Source organism: Streptomyces sp. NPDC101191 (assembly GCF_044767915.1).
Lineage (GTDB): Bacteria > Actinomycetota > Actinomycetes > Streptomycetales > Streptomycetaceae > Streptomyces.
This window is the reverse complement of the sequence record NZ_JBIWOU010000001.1, coordinates 791,922-812,058: the sequence shown is the minus strand read 5'-3', so window position 1 is coordinate 812,058 and position 20,137 is coordinate 791,922. Positions and strand designations below refer to the sequence as shown.

The window sequence follows — 20,137 nt, the reverse complement described above, 5'->3', positions numbered from 1 at the left end:
GCATGGGGAAGCGACGGTGCCCCCGGCCACCAGGGCCGGGGGCACCACCGCGTTCGCTCTGCCGGCAGGATCAGGAGAGCGACTCGTACGACGGTCCGTCAGGCGCGCGGTCGCGCGCGCACAACGTCACGTCCCTGCCCTTGAGATAGGCGAGCAGCCACTCGCCGAACGTCATCTCGTAGAGGGTCCACGCCGGGCTGTCCATCTCCTGGACCACGACCCGCCAGGGCGACGAGGCGTCGTCGGGAACACGAAGGAAGATCCATTCCCCCGTCACCGCCGACGCCACCGGCATCAGCGCGCCGGGGTCCGCCCCTACCGGACCGGGCAGCAGCTCCGCCATGTCCTCCTCGCGCCAGAGGTCGAGATCGCCCCTGATGGTCTTTCCCAGACTGTGCAGAAGGTGTCCGGCCGGGTGCTCCAGGTACAACTGCCCGTTGATCGTGATCGAGCCGTAGGCGTCAACGATCTCACGGAAGTCCGGCGGGAACTCGATGCCGAACTCCTGCTGCAGTTCGTTCCACGGAGTCGGATCCGACCAGTTGAACCTGGGCTCACCCAGCAAGGCCTGGATCTGCGAGAGCGTTGCCACTACTGGTCCCCTCCTAGCACGTCGAGCCTATGCCGCTCTGGGAGTTGATGGCGGTGCACGAGAACGTTCCCGCGATGTCCCCGTTGGGCGCGTACGCGGTCATCCCCACCTGGACGAGAGTGGGAACGGCCGAATGGGGATCACCGTAGACCGGCACGACCGACATGATCAGCTTGTTGTCGCCGGTCAGATGCTTCCACCCGAAGGCCTCCACCTTGCTGGCCATCCTCGCGTTCGCCCTGCCGTGCAGGGCGACCAGGTTTCGGACATCCTGACCGGTACCTGCGCCCCAGTAACCTATCAGGTGGCCGGCCTGCGGCTTCCCGCCGCCTGCCCGGATTTCCTCCATTCCCTCCGGACTGACGGACGGTTCGCATTCGGGGCACTTCGGCAGACCGTTCGCCCCCGTCCGGGACCTGCGGTCGTCCTTGTCGAGGTACGCCCAGGCGCCGGTCGCGCGGCAGCCCTTCCGTCCCGTGTGATCCGTGTACTCCTCGAGACCGCCGTAGATCCGGCCGCCGTCGATCAGGGGCATCGGGTCGCACGTGGGGTTGTTGGTGTCGGTGACCCTCGGCGCGGGCCTGGGCTGGGGGCCCGGCGACGGCTGGGGGGTGGGGCCCGGACGCGGTTCGCTGTCGTTCGAACTGCCGGAGTCGACCTCGTCCGCGGAGGGCATCAGCATGTCGCCCAGGGCCGTCCCCGCGTCCGCAAGGTTCTGCTGCCCCTGCGGCGTGGCCGCGTACAGCGCGGTGACCAGTGCCGCACCGGCCCACCAGATCAGCGGGATGGCGAAGTGGCCGTCCAGCTCGACGAAGCTGGTGGGGTTGCCGCCGCTGAAGGCGTAGCGGTTCCCGGTGAACGGGTCCGCCCCCAGGCTCATGTCCGCGAGGGCGCCGTTGTACATGTCCCGGGTGGTGAAGCGGTTGAGGCCCGGGTTGTAGTTGCGGAAGCCCATGTCGTACGTGCCGGACTGGGCGTCCCATCGCTTGGCGTTGAAGCGGTAGGGGTTGTACTCCTCCTTGTCCGGCTGACCCGCCTCGGGCTTGTCGATGCCGGTGAACTCGGTGGCGTCGTTGTTGCCGTAGGCGGTGTAGCCGTAGGTGGCCTTGGTGTCGCCGTTCTTGTCGGTCAGGGTCTCGACGTCGGTGTGGCTGTTGTAGCCGTAGTAGCCGTCCTCGGTCGTGCCGTCGGCGTTGTGCTTGCTCTGCGACAGGCGCTCGCCCCACGGGCTGTACTGGAACGACTTGGTCAGCGCGCCGGCGACCTTCTCGTCGAGGACCTCGCCGGACAGGCCCAGGTACTCGAAGTCGGTCGTCTTGCCTTCCGCCGTCTTCGACGCGGTGCGGTCCAGCGGGTCGAAGGTGTACGTCGTGGACTTCATCGCGCCGTCGGCGGCCAGCTTCTGGGACTCCACGACGTGGTCGAAGCCGTCGTAGACGCTCCGCTCGACGACCTTCCCGCCGGAGCTGACCGACTGCTGGCGTCCGAAGGGGTCGTAGGCGTAGTTCGCGCCGACACCCGACGTCGTCGCGGTCAGCAGCCGGTTGCGGTCGTAGCGGAACGTGGTGCTGGTTCCCTTGACGGTCTGGCTGATGACGTTGGCGTTGTCGTCGTGGTCGTACGTCTCCGTACCGGCGCCGTTGCCCGTCTTGACCGACTTGACGAGCCGGCCGGCCGGGTCGTAGGTGAAGTCGGTCGTGGAGTCGAGGTACGCCGCACGGTTGTCGGCGTTCATCTTCCGCGCGACGTCCTGCGCCTTGTTGCCGTTGGAGTCGTAGGCGTAGGTGTGCGAGGCGACCAGCGTGGTGCCGTCCGCCTTCTTCTCCGTCGTCGACTTCAGCGCACCGTCGAGGTAGTAGGTGTAGTCGACGGTGTTGCCGTTGTCCTTGGTCTCCTTCAGCTTCTGGGCACGGTCCGTGTAGGTGTACGCCGTGACCTTGGGGTCGGTGTCCGTCGCGGACGTGCCGACGGACACCGTCCTGACCTTCTCCCGCAGGTCGTAGGTGTACTTCGAGAACTGGCTGGGGTGGCTGACCGTCTCCGACTGGCCGTTGGCGTCGTAGGTGTACGACGTCGCCTTCTTCTCCACCCCGGACAGCGACTCCGTCACCTTCCGGACCTGGTTGAGGTCCGTGTAGGCGACGGCATAGGCGTCGACCTTCGCCCCGGACGACGTGTCGCCGATCGAGGTCAGGTTGCCGTTGACGTCGTAGGAGTAGTCGAAGGTCCGCTTCTCGGTGTCGGCCTCCGCGGCGTTGTCACGGACCAGCTTGACGCCGTCCGCGACCACGACGCCGGCGCTGTTCTGCACGAGCTTCAGCGTGGTGGTCTCGCTCTGCTTGAGAGCGTAGTTCCCGAGGCTCACCCAGGTGCCGGCAGCCGCGTTCTGGTCCTTGGTGACGGACGGTTCGGTCGTCGTGCCGTGCGCGAGCGTGTACTTCGCGGTCGTGGCGGCCCCGGTCACCTTCGGGTACTTCACGTACGCGGTGTACGTGCCGTCCTTGGGGATGTCGAGCGTCCACGTGAAGGTGTCCGTGCCCGTACCGGCCGCGTGGGTGCGGTGGTCGTAGCCCTGCTGCCCCGTGACGTTCCCGGTGGCCCACGTGCCCGTGGCGGTGGTCTGCTGGGTGTCGGAGTTGTCCGCCAGGACCACCGACCGGCCCGCCGGAACACCGTCGTCGGAACGGGACCTGACCTTGCCGTCAGGGTAGTACGACCACGTCATGGTGCGGTTGGAGGAGCCGCCCGCCGAGGTCAGCGTCCGGGCCGTCTGCTGGCCCACGTCGTTGTAGTCGTAGGTGGTGGCGATGTCCCACGGGTCGGTGGAGCTCTTGGTCCAGCCGTTGTCGAAGTACGAGAAGACGGTGTCGTTGCGGACCGTCTGCCCCTCCGAGGGCGGCATCGAGGTCTTCGCGACCCGGCCCACGGCGTCGTACTCGGTCTCGGTGTACACGTTGGGGTCGCTGTGGCCGGCGTCCGCCGGGTCGTACGGCTGGTACTGGCGCTTGGGCCGGTTCAGCGCGTCGTAGTCGGTGCGGACGGTGAAGGCCGTGGTGGTCCCCGCGTCGACCGCCCGTGGGGTGATCACCTTGGTGGTGTTGCCGACCTGGTCGTACTCGTACCGGGTGGTCCGGTAGGTGATCGGCGAGGTGCCGCTGTGCGGGACCTTGACCTCGGACTGCTTGCCCCGCTCGTCGTAGCTGACGAGCGTGGTGTTGTTCTCGGCGTCCGTCGTGGAGACGACGAGGGAGTCCTTGTCGTAGGCCTTCCTGGTGACCTTCCCGGCGGCGTCCGTGACCGAGGTGACCCGGTGGTTCAGGTCGTAGCCGGACAGCCTGGTGTAGTCGGCGGGGTCGGCGGTGAGGTTCTTCTTCGGGTCGACGACCTTGGTGGTGTTGCCGGCGTCGTCGTACTCGTAGCTGACCTTGTCCCCTTCGGCGTTGGTGACCGAGGTGAGCTGGTAGATCTCGTTGTAGTAGTTGGTCGTGACGAAGTCCGTCGCGTCCGCGGTGGTGAGCGTGCCCTTCGGCTCGGTCGTCGTCCTGAGGTTGCCGACCTTGTCGTAGGTGTAGGTGGTCTTCCGCTCGTCCGACGTCGTGGTGTACTTCGGCGCGGTCGCCGAGGTCGTCTGGTCGGCCGCGTCGTACACGGCGGTGGACACCGCTCCGTTGGGCGCCGTCGACGTGGTGATGTTGTCGTTGGCGTCGTACACGGGAGCGGGCGCGGAGATCAGGTCGCCGGCGGCCTGGTCCTTCGGCTCGGTCTTGACCAGCGGACGTCCGAAGGTGTCGTAGGTCTGCGTGACCTTCTTGCCCAGGGCGTCGGTGACCTCGGTGACCTGGCCACGCTCGTCGTAGACGAACGTCGACGACTTGTTCAGCGCGTTCGTCATCGTCCTCGGGAAGCCCGTGGGCCCGAAGTCGCTGTTCGTGTCCGCGTTGCCGTTGGCGTCGGTCGCCCTGGTCAGGTTCCCGTACGTGTCGTACTCGTACGACGTGGTGTAGTCGCCGGCCGTCGAGGTGGCGACGCCCTTGGGGTCGGTGACCGTCTTCAGGTTGCCGAAGGTGTCGTAGCCGAACTGCCACTTCCGGCCCTCGGGGGAGGTCTTGGTGAACAGGTCGGCCGCGTAACCGTCGGCGCGGGTCTGGTACACGTACCGGGCGGAGTTCGCCGGATAGGTGCCCGGGGCGCAGTCCGAAGAGGGCGGCACGCCGGCCTTGTTGTTCTCCGCGTCGCGCTTCCAGAGCGGGTAGCCCGTCCTCTGGTCGTAGCAGTACGCGGTCTTGGCGCCGTTGTTCTCCTCGGTGTAGGTGACGTTGTTGTCCGCGTCCCACGCCAGCTTCATGGACTGGGACTTGGCGTTGGTCGACTGGACGGCGCGGCCGAAGTCGTCGGTGACGTAGGCCGAGGCGTGCGACTCGGCATCGGTGACCGTGGTGTCGGTGAACTTGGTGTTGGCGGCGTTCACCGCGTACGCGAAGCCCGTGGTGCCCTGGAGACGGTCGGTGATCGTCTTGGTCCACCAGTGGTACTTCGGGTCGTCACCGGCCTTGGGGGCGTTGTAGGCCATGGCCGTCGCGTTGCCGCGCGGGTCGGTGGCCTTGACGAGCTTGACGTTCTTGTTGCCCTGCTCGGCGTCGTACTCGAAGCCGAAGACCTTCGGCTGGGCGGAGCCCGCACCGTCGGTGATCCTGGTGAGCAGGCCCTTGTCGGAGTACTCGAAGGTGATCCTGCGGCCCGAGATGTCGGTCATCGACCTGATGTGGTCGGTGATCTTCGGGCCGACGCCGTCGGACTTGGTGTAGTACTCGACCGTCAGCGACTGGCGGCCGGCCGGGTCGGTGACGTACGAGAGGAACTTGGTCGGCTTGTTGTTGGACTTGCGTTCCTCGTACGTGTACGTCTGGGTGTTGCCGTTCTTGTCGACGAGCGACGTCATGTAGCCGTCACAGCCGAACAGGAAGCGGGAGCCGTCCGGACGCGTCATCGTCCAGGCGTCCGGGACCGGGTCCTTCAGCGGCGTGCAGTCGAGGCCGGGCTTCGCCGTCAGCTTGTAGTGGACGCCGGCCGGGGCCTTCCAGGAGCCGTCCGGCTGTTCGCGGAAGACGTGGGTCGTGCCGTCGCCGTCGGGGAGCCTGATCTCGGTCGGGTGCGGCTTGGGGTGGAACTCCAGCGGTGCGCCGAGCCGGACCGGGCCGGCGGCCTGGAAGGACCAGCCGTGGCCGGAGACCGTGTCGGAGGTGTCGAGGCTGTTGTACGCGAACCGGGCGAAGGTGGTGACTCCCCGGCCGGGGTTGGTGAACGCGTTGTACTGCCAGACGCTGTTGCCCGAGGCCAGGTTGTTCATGACGGTCGAACCGGCGCCGGTGTTCTTGCCCGTGTAGGCGTAGAACTTCTCCATGCCGAGCTGGTTGGAGGTCGGGTCCTCCACCGCCACGTTCTGGCTCAGACCGGGGATGCCGGCGGTGCCCGAGGTCCACGTGCCGGCCGTCTTGTCGAGGACGTCCCAGGTCAGCACGTAGTCGGTGCGCTTGTTGCCGTTGTCCGAGTTGATCGGCGTCTTCACGACGGCCTGCAGGTTCACCGAGGCGCCGGGGGCCACGTCGGCGGGCAGGGCGGTCCGGACCTGGTTGCCGCCGTTGGTGACGTCGGTGCCGTCCGGCAGCGTCCACCGGTAGGTCAGGACGTGGTCGGCCGCCCTCCACGTCGCGGCGGTGGTGTTGGTGAGCGTGAAGTCGACCGCGTAGTCGGTGTTCGGCGTCATCCGCGCCGGCGTCTGCGGTGCGTAGTACGTCGACTCCGTGGTCGAGTCGATGTAGGTGACGACGATCCGGGGGCGCAGTCGCTGCTCCGTGCCCTCGGAGGACAGGAACAGGGTGCGCTCCTGCGCCGCGGCCTCGTCGGCCATCTTGAGGACCACGCCCCGCTGGGAGGCCGGGGTGGTCACCCAGGACTGGGCCATCGAGACGACGCTCCAGTCGTGCCGGGCCGGGTCGTTCGTCTTCGCGCCCGTGTCACCCGCCACGGCACCGAAGTCGCCGCCCGGCGTGGTCCAGGAGGTGGCGGCGTCGGCCTTCGTCCAGGTCGCGGCGGACTCGTCGAAGTCACGGGTCAGCGGGCGGAGTTCGTACACCGCCCCCGCGGTGTCCTGGGCCGTCTGCGTGCTCCACAGGCGCACCTTGGCGTCCAGCACCCGGGCCGTGGCCGGGATGCCCAGGGCCGGGAACTTCAGCAGGGCGCGGGTGTCGCCGTAGGTGGCGGAGTTGTTGCCGACGCTCAGCCAGTTCTTCGGGCCGCCGTCGTCGATCGTGTCGTGGGTGAGGGCCGGGCGCGCCGAGGACAGGGTGGTGTCCTGCGTGGCGTCCAGGACCTTCGTCGTCCGCCCGGCCTTCGGCAGCCGGACGAGCTGGGTGGGCGCGGCGACGACCTGTCCGTCCTTCGTACGGACCGCGACCATGTAGTAGTAGGCGCGGCCGAACGGATCGGGGTCGTCCGCCTTCGTCGGCACCGCGGTGCTGTCCGTGAACGAGGTGGTCCCCGGCTTCACCGGTGCGACGAGCGTCGCGGCCGACGGGGTGAAGGTCTGGCTGATCGAGCGGTGGACCTGGTACTCGACGAGGTCGTCGCCGGTGCCGATCGGGTCCTTGTCCTGGTACGCCGACCAGTTCAGCTCCGCACCCGTGTCGTGGATGACGGACGGGGCCGCGAGGTCCACGCCCTGCCGGCCGAAGGTGAGGACGAGACGCGGGTAGTTGGCGACCTCGCCGCCGTAGCCGAACTCGCTGCCCTCGTAGCGCGGACCGCCCTTCGGGCCGTTCGCGGACTCGTCACCGGCCTTGATCACGAAGCCGTTGTTGGCGTACGTGCCGTCGAGCCACTGCTGGACCGTCTTCGTGACGGGGAAGCTGTGCCAGGTGTTCAGCTCGCCGGGCTGCTTGGTGACCGCGCCGCCCTTGGTGAAGCGGACGGCGTCGGCGAGCACGGCCGTCGTCGTCGAGGCGGGGGCGTCGCCGAGCACGACCTTGCCGAGCGTGCCGGCCCTGAACGGGTGGGTGCCCAGCGTCTTCCACACCCCGGCGGTGCCGGCCTGCTGGTTCACCAGGTACTGCTTCGACCCGCCGTCGTAGGTGACGGTGTACGGCGCGTTCGTGGCCCGGTCCGCTGCGGGCACGTAGTGCGCCTCGACCTGGTAGGTGCCGTCCTCCGGCAGGCTCGGCTGCCAGGTGTACGTGTCACCCGCGACCGAGTCCTTGTTGTACTGGTACGTCTGGTTGACCGCGTACTGGGTGTACGCCGTGTTCGCGGACGCGGGCCAGGCGCCCACCGCGGCGGTGCGGCCGGCCTCGGCGTTGTCGACCAGCACCGAGGTGCCGGACAGCTCGCCGGTGAGCCCGTTGGCGCTGTTCCAGGTGGCCTGGTCCTCGGTCCACGCCTGGGTGGCGCGGTGCGCCTCCAGCTGGACCTCGGTGTCACCCGCCGTGTGGGTCTGGTCGAAGTACAGCCGCAGGTCCGCGGAGTCCACCTTGGTGCCCGCCGGGACGCCGGCGAGCGGGAAGCGCAGCAGCGCGCGCGAGGTGCCGGTGGAGGTGTTGCCGACCGAGAGGCGCCAGTTGTCGTCGTAGTTGGTCGTCGGGCCGTCCGACGAGATCATCACGTCCTGCGCCGTGGTCGGCGTCGGCGCGATGGAGATCGTCGGGTCGATCGTGACCGGATAGCGGCGCTCCGGCGCGGCGAGCCACTTCGCGTCCGGCGTGACCGTCAGCTGCCAGCCCTTGCCCGCACGGCTGAGCTTCTGCCCGACCGCGGCGCTGTAGCCGGTGCCGTACGGTGACCCGGGATCCTTCCCGGCGTCCGTCATGAACGCGGCCGGGATCACCAGGACCGGAGCCGCGCCCTCACCGTAGAAGCCGATCGAGCCGTCCGCCGCCGCCTTCGGCGTCAGCCCGCCCGCGTCCAGCGTGAAGGTGAACGTGACGGGGCCGGCGGGCCGGCTGCCGAGGACGATGTTCTCCTTCACCCGGCCCGGGCCCACCTGGTAGGTGAGGTCGGCGCCGGGCACCGCGTTCCGGTACGTCACCGTGTCGCCGGTGGCGAGCGGGGTGAGCCTGCCCGCGCCCTTCAGGCCCAGGGTCACGGCGTGACCGTCGGCGGCCTGGAAGCGGAGCAGTCTGCTCGCGTCCGCACCGAACCACGTGCTCGCGGCGTTGGTGGTGTTGGCGAAGGGGAACGCCGCCGTCCGGCCGGCGGTCACCGTCGGGTCGATGTCCTTCCAGGAGGCTCCGGCGCGATAGGCGGTCGGGACCGCCGACACCTCGGCCTGGACCCGGCCGTCGGACAGCTGCCAGTAGCGGGCGGTCGCCGTGCGCCGACCGGTCAGCTCCGCGACCCGCTTCGGCTTCGGGGCGGCCTTTCCGCGGGGCAGCCGCTCCCGGCTGGGCAGCACCGGGGTGCCGCCGGTCGAGGGCTGTTCGGGAGCCGTGTCGCCCGGTTCGGTGTCCGAGAACCAGCCCTTGAGGGTGTCGACGACACCCCCGCCGTCGTCCCCGGAAACCCCCGCGGTGTTCGTCGCCGCCGCATACGCGGCTTGCGGCAGCGTCGCGGAGGTCATCGCCGAAACCACGAGACAGGCCAGAGCCCGTCCGAATCTCACTTTCACGCCGGTCCTTCCTTTGACCGAAAATGCCGCCCCGGGTTCCGGTGCGGGCGGGGGGCTTTCTAATCAGAGGCATCAGGGCACGTCAACCACATTCAGAATTCGGGCATGTGACGGTCTGTCGGCAGATGACGGGAGTCGGGGGGAAGCTGATTCGCCCGATTCGTTCGCTCCCTGGATTTCGCCGAACTCGGTGGTGTATAACGCAGCGGAATTTCCGCCGAGCGAAAGAGAAGTCATGCCGCCCACAGAAGCCCCGGTGGACCCGGAAGGATCCGGGAACCCCGAAAAGCCCGAAATCGAGAGGGAATCGAACCGGCGCGGCCGCCGGTTCACGGTGGTCGCCGCAGGGGCGCTGCTGTCGGTGTGCGGCGCGCTCCTCGCTTACGGAAGCGTCGGCGCCGGCGGTCCCTCGGAGGACGAGCGGGGGGCGGCCGGCGGCCGGTCCGGGGCCCACGCGACGGAGGTGGCGTACGAGGTCCTCGGTGAGGGCACCGCCGACATCTCCTACCGGGCGGCCGGCGTCGAGGACCTCGTCAGGAACGCCCGGCTGCCGTGGCGGAAGACCGTGCGGCTGCCGCAGGGCGCCACCCCGGCCGTCAGCGTCACGCTCGGCGAGAAGGGCGGCCGTGCGAGCTGCGGCCTCACCGTCGCCGGGCGCCACGTCCAGAGCTCCACCGTGGAGGGCGTCTTCGGACGCGGCACCTGCGCGGGGGAGAGCTCCGGGACTCCCACCCCCACCCGTACCGACCTCCAAGGAACCCCGTGATCCCGAACCTCCTCGGCCGGACCGCCCGCGCCGCCACCCTCGCCGGACTCGCCGCGGTCGTCGTGGCGTCCACCGGCCTCGTCGCGCCCGCCGGGAGCGCCGCCACGCCCGCCCCGGCGCTCGCGGCCGCCGCCACCGGGGCGGAGCGCGGCGGCCTCGCGAGCATCGCGCTCGACGGCGCCGACGGCGACCGGCGCGGCCTGTCGGCCCGGCGCACCGCGCCCTTCAGCATGATCGGGCTCACCTGGGCCGACCCCCGAGCGGAGCTCGGCGGCACGGCGGAGGTCCGCACCCGGGACCACCGCACCGGCCGTTGGTCCGCCTGGCGGACGCTCGACCAGGACGTCCGCACTCCCGACGCGGGGTCGGACGGCCGGTCCGCCGGTGGGCGGGCCGGCACCCAGCCGCTGTGGACCGGACTCTCCGACGGAGTGCAGGTGCGGATCGACGCCGGAGCGAAGCTGCCCGAGGGCCTGCGCGTGGAACTCGTCGACCCGCGGGCGGGCGGCACGCCCGCCGGTGCGCGGACCGCCGGCGCGCCGCGGACGCCCACGTCGGTGGCGGGTGCGGCGGCCGCGGCGGCCGAACGCCCCGCGATCACGCCCCGGTCCGGCTGGGGCGCGGACGAGTCCCTGGTCGTCGACCCGCCGACGTACACGACCGAGACGAAGGCCGTCTTCGTCCACCACACCGCCGGCACCAACGACTACACCTGCGAGCAGTCGGCCGACGTGATCCGCGCGATCTTCCTCTACCACGTGCAGGGGCAGGGCTGGAACGACATCGGCTACCAGTTCCTGGTCGACAAGTGCGGGACCGTCTTCGAGGGGCGTGCGGGCGGCGTCGACAGGCCCGTCCTCGGTGCCCAGACCTACGGCTTCAACACCGACACGACCGGTATCGCCGTCCTCGGCAACTACAACGAGGCCGTCTCCACGCAGCCGGTGCTCGACGCGATCGCGGGCGTGGCCGCCTGGAAGCTCGGCCTCTACGGCCACGACCCCGCCGGGACGGTCGCCCTCGTCGCCGCCGCGGACAACGGCCTCTACAAGAAGGGCCAGGTCGTCACCCTCTCGCGGATCTCGGGCCACCGGGACGGCTTTCCCACGGAGTGCCCCGGCGCGAACCTGTACGCGGACCTGCCCGCCGTCCGGCAACTCGCCGCGGCGCAGCCGGACCCGGGCGCCCCGCTCGACTGACGTACCGTCATGTCGCCTGTGAGCAGCGTCACCTTGCCGCCCCGTGATGTTCCGGGGGCGGGATCCGCTTGATCATCCGGCGGGGTCCACCGGATCCCGCCGCGACGGGTCGACGGGCAGGGGTGAACAGGGATGGATCGCGAAGAGCGGGCACCACGGGCGGCCGAGATGGAGCGGTGCGCGTCCGAGTTCGTCGGACGCGTCACGGCGCGGGCGCGCCTGCCGCTCGACTACAGCGTGACCAGCCTGGCGGTCGTCGACCGGCTCATCGACGGGCTCAGACGGGGCGGGACCCGGCGCCACGACGTGACGGGCCCGCTGCTCGGCCTCGGCGCCTACGTGGGCGAGGTGCTGGTGCGTCAGGCCGGGGCGGTGTGGGTCGACCTGCCCCCGGACCACCCCGTCCGCACCGCCTTCGAGCACCCCGTCGCCGTACGGATGCCCGACGGCCGGCTCTGGAACCCCCTCGGCCGGACCGTGAACCGCTTCGAGATCGGCCCCCAGGAGTCCCTCCGGACCTACTTCCTCACCCTGCACGGACGCCGCCCACCACGGCCGCGGCGCACCGGCTGCCCCTCGGACGGGCTGACGGCGGGCCGCTGCTGACGGTCTGACAGGATGAGAGTCTTCCGGTTCCACGGGCGCGGCCGGAGTTTCCTGACGGGACCGGCTGTGAAGAGGGACGTGTGAGCGAGGAGGCCGGCAGCCGCGCGCCCGCGGAGCCCTGCGACTTACGACTCGGCGAGGCCGTCGAACGGGCCCAGCGCGGCGACGAGGAGGCCTTCGCCGAGGCGTACCGGACGGTGTACCCCGGCCTCCTCGGCTACGTGCGCGGGCTGGTCGGCGCGGACGCCGAGGACGTCGCCGCCGAGGCGTGGCTGGAGATCGCCCGCGACCTCGGCCGGTTCCGCGGCGACGGTGCGGGATTCCGCGGCTGGACCGCGACGATAGCCCGTCACCGGGCCCTCGACCATCTGCGCCGCGAGCGCTCCCGGCCCCGCCCCGCCCCGGTCGAGCAGGACCTGCTCGACCTGCCGGCCGCCGTCGACACCGCCGGCGAGGCGCTGGAGAGCCTGTCGACGGAGCAGGCGCTCGCGCTGGTCAAGAGCCTGCCGCGGGACCAGGCCGAGGCCGTGCTCCTCCGGGTCGTCGTGGGCCTCGACGGGCCCACCGCGGCCCGGGTGTTGGGGAAGCGTCCCGGTGCGGTACGGTCCGCGGCACACAGGGGGCTGAAGCGACTCGCACGGGAACTCAAGGGAAGAGCGAGGTGACGGAATGCCGATGGATCACGAACACCGCGCCCTGGAGGACGCGTTGCGCTCCGCGCTGACCCGGGACGGGTCGCACCCGGAACCCGACCTCCCCACCCTGGCCGCCTTCCGCACGGTCCTGCACGTGGACCTGCCCAACCGCCGTCGGGACGACTGGACCCCCGTCGCGGTCCGCCGGCGTGGCGGGCGCTCCCTGCGCGCCGTTCTGGCCGGGCTGGTCGCCAGCCTGACGCTCGGCGGGGTCGCGCTCGCCTCCGGCAACCTGCCCGGCCGCCTGTCCGACGGCCCGGCCCCGGGCCACGACCCCACCACCTCGGCCCCGCCCCACCCCGAATCCATCCCGGCTCCGCACACGCCGCCCCCGGGCCGGCCGGGCGCGGAGGCACCCGATCCCGACCCGGACCGCGAGGAGCCCGAGCGGAAGGCGAAGGGCAAGACGAACGGGAAGGGGAAGGGCCGCGGGCGGGGGGAGAACCAGGGGCAGGCGGAGAACCCGGGTCAGGGGCAAGGCCAGGGGCAGGGGCAGGGGCAGGGGCAGGGGCAGGGCCAGGGGCAGGGCCAGGGCCAGGGAAGGGGTGTGGTCCCGGACGCCGATCGGGAAGCGAAGAACGGGTGGCGGAAGAACGGCAAGGCGGAACCCCCGGCCGTGAAGCCGCGGACGGCACCCGGCCCCGCCCGCCCGGCAGCGCGCTGACTCCCGAGACGTTCCGGCACCGCGCACCGCGCCGACCGGCGCCGGCTCCGCTCCGGCCGGCGCCGCGCCGCCGGCCCAGGGGCGTACCCGCGACCGGTCCCAGGACCACCCCGACCGGCCCCGGGTGTGTGTCCCCGACCGGTTCCGCCGGGCCGGTCCGGTCACCCGCCGAACGAGCCGTGCCTTCCCTCTCCCGCGGTGAAGCGCGCCGCGCCCGAAAGGGTCTCGCCGGACGACAGGGCCACCATGCCGTGCCGCAGCTCGCCCGCCAGGGCCTCGGACTCGGGCAGCCCGTGCTGCTCCCGTACGGACATGCGGTCGTGACGCAGGCACAGCTGAGGGAAGGCCGCGATCTCCCGGGCCAGCTCCTCCGCCGCGGCCCGCGCCCTGCCCGGCGGAACGAGGCGGTTGGCGAGGCCCATCGCGTACGCCTCGGCCGCCGGTACGGGCCGGCCGGTGAGCACGAGATCCATGGCGCGGCTCTCGCCGATCAGCCGCGGCAGCCGTACCGTGCCGCCGTCGATCAGGGGGACACCCCAACGGCGGCAGAACACCCCGAAGACCGCGTCCTCCTCGGCCACGCGCAGGTCGCACCAGAGGGCCAGTTCGAGCCCGCCGGCCACGGCGTGCCCGGCGACCGCGGCGATCACCGGCTTGGTGAGCCGCAAGCGGGTCGGCCCCATCGGGCCGTCGCCGTCGGGGGCCACCCGATTGCCGCGCTCGGTGCCGATCGCCTTGAGGTCGGCGCCCGCGCAGAAGGTCCCGCCCTCGCCCCACAGCACGGCGACCGAGGCGTCGGGGTCCTCCTCGAAGGCCCGGAAGGCATCGCCCAGCCGGCGCGCCATGGGCCCGTCCACGGCGTTGCGGGCGGCGGGCCGCGACAACACCACGGTCGTCACGGGCCCGTCGTGTTCGACGCGGACGCCGGATGTCGACGAGTCATCGGTCATGGGCGCATTCTGGCGGGGCCGCGAGCGGGGGGCCAGGGCCACGCGTGGGGGAGAGACGGTGTGCCCGCCGCGGGCCCCCGCGCGGGCGGCCCCGCACGCCGCTATGAGGTCAGCCAGCGGCGCAGCAGCCTGCTCACGGCGGGCATCGCCACGTACGTCATCAGCACGTTGAAGACGCAGGCGACGACCGCGCTGCTGAGCAGGAGGGGCAGTGCGGTCAGGTGCGGGGTGAGGAAGAGGCCGCCGAAGAGGGAGATCGGGTAGATCGCCAGGGTCGCGCTGATCGCCATCTTCCACCGGGGCGGCGCGGGACGGGTCGAGCCCGGCTTGGCGAACCAGGTTTCCATGCCGGTGAGCCTGCGCCGGGCGATCTCGGTGTGGTGGTGCCCGTCGCAGTCGGCGAACCAGGCCGCCCGCTCGGGCGACTCCTGCCAGGTCCGGCACGCCTCCTGGTCCCGGAAGCGGTGGACGAGGAACCAGGGGGCGTCGCCGCCCGAGGAGCGGAAGAGCCCGTAGCCGAGATGGCCGGGGAAGGCGGCGGCGCTCTCCAGGATGCCCTTCGCCCACCGCTCGAAGGAGGCTTCGTAGCCGGGCTCGACGCGGCGGGCTATCAGCAGGGTCACCTCGCCCGTGTCGGCGGGGACGGTCGTGTGCTCAAGGCTGACGGCGGTCAACACAGACTCCTCTTGATCTCACCGCGCCCGCCCACACTGTACGCGTCACCCGCCGCGGGCCGGCCCCTCCGGTCGACGGGGCCGCCCGTCAGCGCCCCAGGCGGGCGTCGAGCCACTCCAGGACCTCGGGGGTCACGGGGTCGGTGATGTCGGCGAACTCGTCGTGCTTCTTGAGGAACTTCGCCACGTACGGGCAGACCGGGACGATGCGCATGCCGGAGGCGCGGACGTCGGTGAGGGCCTGCTCGACGAGGATCGAGGCGAGTCCCTGGCCGGCGTAGGCGTCGTCGACCTCGGTGTGGAAGAAGACCCGACGGTCGTCACGGTCGCGGTACGCGGTCAGGCCGGCGCGCCGGTCGTCGACGAGGATCTCGTAACGGTGACGGGCGTCGACGTGACGGACGACGGGGGTGGCGCTCTGCTCGCTCATGGCGGTCCTTCCGGGGCGGGGTGCGGATCGGGGGGATCGGTGCGGGTCGGTGCGGGTCGGGGAGGGAGGTCAGCGGCGGGAGGGGTTCCGGCGGGGCGCGATGACGGCGTTCGGCAGGGCGGGGGCCGGCAGGCGGTCACCCGGGTAGCCGTCCACGTCGCCGAAGCGGTCGGAGGCCCGCTCCCACTCCTCCCGCGCCTCGACGATGTCCTGGTGGCTGCGTCCGATGAAGTTCCACCACATCACGATCTCCTCCTCGAAGGGCGTGCCGCCCAGGAGGACGGTCCGGGCCGGCCGGTCGGAGGCGTTGGTGAGGGTGAGGGTGGTGCGGCCGGGGGCCGCGTAGCCGAGCTCGGCGGGCCGCAGGACGGTGCCGTCGAGGCGTACGTCGCCCTCGTCGACGAGGAGTCCGTGCTCGAACTCCGGGTCGACGTCGAGGGTGACGGTGGCGCCGGCGTCGATCAGGAGCTCGGCTCCGAGGAGCGGGCTGAAGGTGCGTACGGGCGAGGTCTCCCCGGCGAGCGTGCCCAGGAAGACCCGGAGCTCCGCCCCGTCGACGCGCAGCGCCTCCGGCGCGTGGTGCTGGAAATCGCGCGGGGCGTGCCGGTGCGCGTCGGGCAGGGCCACCCAGAGCTGGACGCCGTGCAGGACGGTGGTGTCGGGGGTGGAGACCTCGGTGTGGGCGATGCCGTGACCGCCGGTCATGAGGTTGAGTTCACCGGGGCGCACGAAGGCGTGGCTGCCGAGGCTGTCGCGGTGCTCGATCTCGCCGGTGAAGAGCCAGCTGACGGTCTGCAGTCCGGTGTGCGGGTGCGGGGCGACGTCCATGCCGCCGGAGTCGGCGACCCGGTCGGGGCCGTAGTGGTCGGCGAAGCACCAGGCGCCGATCAGTGTCCTGGCCCGCTGCGGCAGCGTGCGCCGTACGCGCATCGCGCGCGGTCCGCCCAGCGGGACGTCCCGGGCGGTGAGGACCTCGACCTCCGTGGCAGCCATGTCCCAGCCCCTCCTCATCCATGTAGTTTCATTTTCAACAAGTATGGATGATCATAGTCGAGACGACAACACGCGAAGGAGTGCAGGGTGAGTGAGACGGTACAGGTCACGGCGGCCCCCGCGGTGGGGCGGATCTACCTCGACAAGCAGAGCCCGGCGGCGTACCAGGCGCTCGTGAAGACCGCCGACACCGTCCGCGCGACGGCCGCCGAGGCGGGCCTCGACCGGATCCTGGTCGAGCTGGTCAATCTCCGCGTGTCCCAGCTCAACGGCTGCGCCTTCTGCCTCGACGTGCACACCCGGGCCGCGCTGCGGGCCGGCGAGACGACCCGGCGCCTGGGCGTGCTGGCCGCCTGGCGTGACACCGGGCTCTTCACCGCCCGCGAGCGCGCGGCCCTCGCCCTCGCCGAGGCCACCACGCACCCCGCGGACGCGCTCGCCCGGGAGCGGGCCTACGAGGAGGCTCGCGAGGTGTTCGACGACGACGAGCTCTCCGCCGTGATCTGGGTGGCCATCACCATCAACGCCTTCAACCGGGTCTCGATCCTGAGCAAGCACCCGGTGCGGGAGGCGCCCGCCGGCTGAGCGCGGCGGGCGACGGGAAGGCGCCGCGGGCGACGGGGCGGGGTGGTGGGCGACGGGAAGGCGCGGCGGGTGACGGGGCGGGGTGGTGGACGACGGACCGGCAAGGGCGCCCCCGTCGCCCACCGCCCTCCCGTCGCCCGCCCCCCTCCAGTCGCCCGCCGCGCCTTACGGCCTTTGCCGCACCGCGGTGCCGGTGCGAAGCCGTGGTGCCCGTACGCAGATTTTGCCGTCCCGTGGTTGCCGGCCCGGCGGGTCCGTCGGACTCTTGGTCACCATGCCCCCGGGCAGTTGGTACTGCTGGTCACGGGGGGTGCAAGGAGCCCTCCGCCCTGAGCGGGGAATGTTCATGCACCTCGAGTTCCGGCACCTCCGTGTCCTGCTCACCGTCGCCGAGGCCGGCAGCATCCGCAAAGCCGCCGCACGGCTGCAGCTCTCCCAACCGGCCACGAGCGCCCAGCTGAAGCGGATCGAGCACGAGTTGGGCGGCCCGCTCTTCACCCGTAGCGCGGACGGCGTGAAGCCGAACGAGAACGGGCAGTACGTCCTGCGCTGCGCGCGGGACCTCGTCGTCGGCTTCGACCGGCTACGCGAGCACGCGCGGTCGGCGGCCCAGGCGGACCGGGAGACGGCCGCGCCGCTGCGGGCGGGCGGAACCGCCGGCCCCCTGGTGTCGTTGCTGATATCCGCGCTCTTCGAACTCGTCCCCGAACGCCGCCTCACCATCGACGCCCGCCGCTCGGTGCACACCCTGATGAAAGCCCTGAGCCTGTCGAAATGCGACATCGCGGTCTTCGGAGAGTTCCCGGGATTCCCCCTGCCGGTCGATGAGTCGGTGGCGACGCGCACACTGCTGCGCGAGCCGGTGTTCGTCCTGCTCGCCGAGGACCACCCGCTGGCCCGGCAGGAGACGGTCAGCCTGTACGACCTCCGGGACGAGGAGTGGGTGATGCCGGAGGCCGACGAGAGCGGGGTGCACGCGTACCTCCATCTCACCTGTCAGTCGGCGGGATTCACCCCGCGCATCGCACACGTGACGTCGGACCTGTCGGTGGCGCGGATCCTGGTCGCAGGCCGGCGTGCCGTCTGCGGCGTGTGGCCGACCGCCGACGTCCCCGCCCAGGGCACCGTGCAGCGGCCGCTCGTGGACGTCCCGTTCCACCGGCGGCTGCGGCTGGCCTGGAACGCGGAATCGGTTCCTCCCGAGCTCGCCGACGCCGCGGGCGGGCGCCTGCTGGCCGCGTACCAGGCGCTCGTGCGGCAGCGGCCGCAGTACCTGGCCTGGTGGGAGGACGGCGGGGAGGAGTTCGCCCTGGGCGCCGACGGGTGACCGGCCGGGCCACGCGTCCCCACCCCTATAGCTCCACAGTTGTATCCCACCTGGGATCACGTCAGGAACATGTCACCTGGTGAACACTTCGCGTCAACGTCCACGGACGTCGTCACCCCCACGACGAGCGAAGGAAACACCGCGTCATGCCCCGTCACCTCCTTGCCCTTTCCACGATGGTCGCCGCCGGTGTGATCACCACGAGCGCCCTGGCCGTCCCGGCCTACTCGCAGCCCCACGCCGCGCCGCACGGGAAGTCCGTCCGCGACACGGCGATATCCCGGGCCGAGGCCAACGTGACCCGGCACGCCGACACCTTCGGTTTCGGCGCGGGCCAGGCGCTCCAGGTCAAGGACGTCGTGATCGACGCCGACGGCACCCAGCACGTCCGCTTCGAGCGCACCTACCAGGGCCTGCCCGTGGTCGGCGGCGACTTCGTCGTCCACCAGAAGGCCGACGGCGCGCTGAAGGGATCCAGCCACGCCAAGGCCCACAAGGTGGCGCTGAGGTCCGTCACTCCGGGCGTCGACGCCAAGGGCACCGCGGCCGGTGCGCTCAAGCGCTCGCAGGGACTGGTCAGCCAGGCCAGGTCCACCCCCGAGCTGATCGTGTGGGCCGCCGACGGCACCGCGCGGCTGGCCTGGCGCACCACCGTGCAGGGTCTGGGCGACAAGGGCCAGCCGCACGGCGAGGTCTTCGTCACCGACGCCACCACCGGTGCCGCGATCGAGAACTACGACAGCGAGCGCGAGGCCAGTGGCACGGGCCACTCCGAGTACACCGGTGACATCACGATCGACACCACGCAGCAGGCCGACGGCTCCTTCGCCCTGATCGACCCGGTCCGCAAGCACGTCACCAAGGACGCGCGCAACGTCTCCGCCTCGTCCCTGAACAGCTCCTCGGGCACGCTGTTCACCGACGCCGACAACGTCTGGGGCGACGGCCGGAAGTTCTCCACCGACCGCTCCACCGCCGCCGTCGACGCGCACGCCAACACCGCGAAGACCTTCGACTACTACCAGTCCACCTTCGGCCGCAGCGGCATCAAGAACGACGGCCGCGGCGCCACCGTGTTCGTCCACGTCGGCACCAAGTGGGACAACGCCCAGTGGTCGGACGCCTGCTTCTGCATGATGACCGGCGACGGCGACGGCGTCACCGACCCCGAGCAGGTCGACCTCGACACCATGGGCCACGAGATGACCCACGGCGTCACCTCGGCCACCGCCAACCTGCGCTACAGCGGCGAGTCCGGCGGTCTCAACGAGGCCACCAGCGACATCCTCGGCACGATGGTCGAGTGGTACGCCAACAGCGCGATCGACACCCCCGACTACCTCTTCAGCGACCAGTCCACCCCGCCGTGGCTGCGCCGGTTCGACAAGCCGTCCCTGGACGGGCGTTCCGCCGACTACTGGTCGAAGTCCGTCGGCCGGCTCGACGTGCACAACTCCTCCGGCGTCGGCAACCACTGGTTCTACCTCGCGAGCGAGGGCAGCGGCACCAAGACCATCAACGGCGTGACGTACAACAGCCCGACGTCCAACGGCTCCACGGTCACCGGCATCGGCAACCAGAAGGCCGCCGCCATCTGGTACCGGGCGCTGACCGTCTACATGACCTCCACCACGGACTACAAGGGTGCCCGCGCCGCGACCCTGAGCGCGGCGAAGGACCTCTACGGCGCCACCAGCACCGAGTACGCCACCGTCGCGAACGCCTGGAGCGCGGTCAACGTCGCCTGACGCGGCTCCGCATCGCCCGATCCGGGGCTCCGCCCCGGAACACCGCCCCGGGCCCGGTCGTCCCGACCGGGCCCGGGGCGGCTTGCGTCCCCAGAGGCGTCAGCACCGGCAGCGGCACCGGGATTGGGTGGGACCGTCACCGGCACCCGCAGCGGCACCGGCGCCGGGATCGGCATCGCGATCGGCACCGGCGCCGGGATCGGCAGCGGCACCCGCCGTGCCCGAGCCGTGCCCGAGCCGTGCCTTGGTCGT

The 20,137-nt window shown here is 71.3% G+C and carries 14 protein-coding genes; 8 read left to right on the top strand and 6 right to left on the bottom strand.

All coding sequences use genetic code 11. The features are described from left to right. Positions 1–70 precede the first annotated feature (70 nt). Both ACIRQF_RS03595 and ACIRQF_RS03590 read right to left on the bottom strand, forming a co-directional pair. The gene (locus tag ACIRQF_RS03595) at positions 71–592 is read right to left on the bottom strand and encodes an SMI1/KNR4 family protein (protein ID WP_382485889.1); all 522 of its coding nucleotides are present in this window, start codon (positions 590–592) and stop codon (positions 71–73) included. Positions 593–605: 13 nt separating this feature from the next. After that, a complete protein-coding gene (locus ACIRQF_RS03590) occupies positions 606–9,200 on the bottom strand; it encodes a DNRLRE domain-containing protein (RefSeq protein WP_404088465.1) in 8,595 nt (2,864 codons plus the stop codon). A 283-nt stretch (positions 9,201–9,483) separates the two neighbouring features. On the opposite strand from ACIRQF_RS03590, the gene ACIRQF_RS03585 reads away from it, so the two are divergent. From ACIRQF_RS03585 to ACIRQF_RS03565, 5 genes are all read left to right on the top strand, one after another. Next, positions 9,484–10,014: a hypothetical protein gene (locus tag ACIRQF_RS03585; protein ID WP_404088463.1), complete on the top strand. Its 531-nt coding sequence runs from the start codon at positions 9,484–9,486 to the stop codon at positions 10,012–10,014. Then, a complete protein-coding gene (locus tag ACIRQF_RS03580) occupies positions 10,011–11,213 on the top strand; it encodes a peptidoglycan recognition protein (protein WP_404088461.1) in 1,203 nt (400 codons plus the stop codon). Before ACIRQF_RS03585 ends, ACIRQF_RS03580 begins: the two co-directional genes overlap by 4 nt. A gap of 132 nt (positions 11,214–11,345) precedes the next feature. Further along, entirely contained in the window at positions 11,346–11,819 is a 474-nt protein-coding gene (locus ACIRQF_RS03575) for a hypothetical protein (protein ID WP_376628343.1), read from the top strand. Between the two features lie 80 nt (positions 11,820–11,899). Then, a complete protein-coding gene (locus ACIRQF_RS03570; RefSeq protein ID WP_404088456.1) occupies positions 11,900–12,484 on the top strand; it encodes an RNA polymerase sigma factor in 585 nt (194 codons plus the stop codon). Positions 12,485–12,494: 10 nt separating this feature from the next. After that, on the top strand, positions 12,495–13,178 hold the full coding sequence (locus tag ACIRQF_RS03565; protein WP_404088453.1) for a hypothetical protein: 684 nt from the start codon (positions 12,495–12,497) through the stop codon (positions 13,176–13,178). Between the two features lie 161 nt (positions 13,179–13,339). On the opposite strand, the gene ACIRQF_RS03560 is transcribed toward ACIRQF_RS03565, so the two are convergent. The 4 genes from ACIRQF_RS03560 to ACIRQF_RS03545 form a co-directional block, all read right to left on the bottom strand. Then, positions 13,340–14,128, bottom strand: coding sequence for a crotonase/enoyl-CoA hydratase family protein (locus ACIRQF_RS03560; protein ID WP_382485902.1), 789 nt, complete (start codon positions 14,126–14,128; stop codon positions 13,340–13,342). 101 nt (positions 14,129–14,229) lie between these two features. Continuing rightward, entirely contained in the window at positions 14,230–14,805 is a 576-nt protein-coding gene (locus ACIRQF_RS03555) for an antibiotic biosynthesis monooxygenase (protein ID WP_376628336.1), read from the bottom strand. 85 nt (positions 14,806–14,890) lie between these two features. Next, positions 14,891–15,232, bottom strand: coding sequence for a GNAT family N-acetyltransferase (locus ACIRQF_RS03550; RefSeq protein ID WP_376628334.1), 342 nt, complete (start codon positions 15,230–15,232; stop codon positions 14,891–14,893). A 69-nt stretch (positions 15,233–15,301) separates the two neighbouring features. Next, positions 15,302–16,225 carry a pirin family protein gene (locus ACIRQF_RS03545; protein WP_382485906.1) on the bottom strand — a complete coding sequence of 308 codons (924 nt, stop codon included), beginning with the start codon at positions 16,223–16,225 and terminating at the stop codon, positions 15,302–15,304. Positions 16,226–16,312: 87 nt separating this feature from the next. On the opposite strand from ACIRQF_RS03545, the gene ACIRQF_RS03540 reads away from it, so the two are divergent. From ACIRQF_RS03540 to ACIRQF_RS03530, 3 genes are all read left to right on the top strand, one after another. Beyond that, the gene (locus tag ACIRQF_RS03540) at positions 16,313–16,810 is read left to right on the top strand and encodes a carboxymuconolactone decarboxylase family protein (RefSeq protein ID WP_404088449.1); all 498 of its coding nucleotides are present in this window, start codon (positions 16,313–16,315) and stop codon (positions 16,808–16,810) included. Positions 16,811–17,156: 346 nt separating this feature from the next. After that, positions 17,157–18,137, top strand: coding sequence for a LysR family transcriptional regulator (locus tag ACIRQF_RS03535; RefSeq protein WP_404088447.1), 981 nt, complete (start codon positions 17,157–17,159; stop codon positions 18,135–18,137). Between the two features lie 146 nt (positions 18,138–18,283). After that, entirely contained in the window at positions 18,284–19,885 is a 1,602-nt protein-coding gene (locus ACIRQF_RS03530; protein ID WP_382485485.1) for a M4 family metallopeptidase, read from the top strand. The last annotated feature ends 252 nt before the right edge of the window (positions 19,886–20,137 follow it).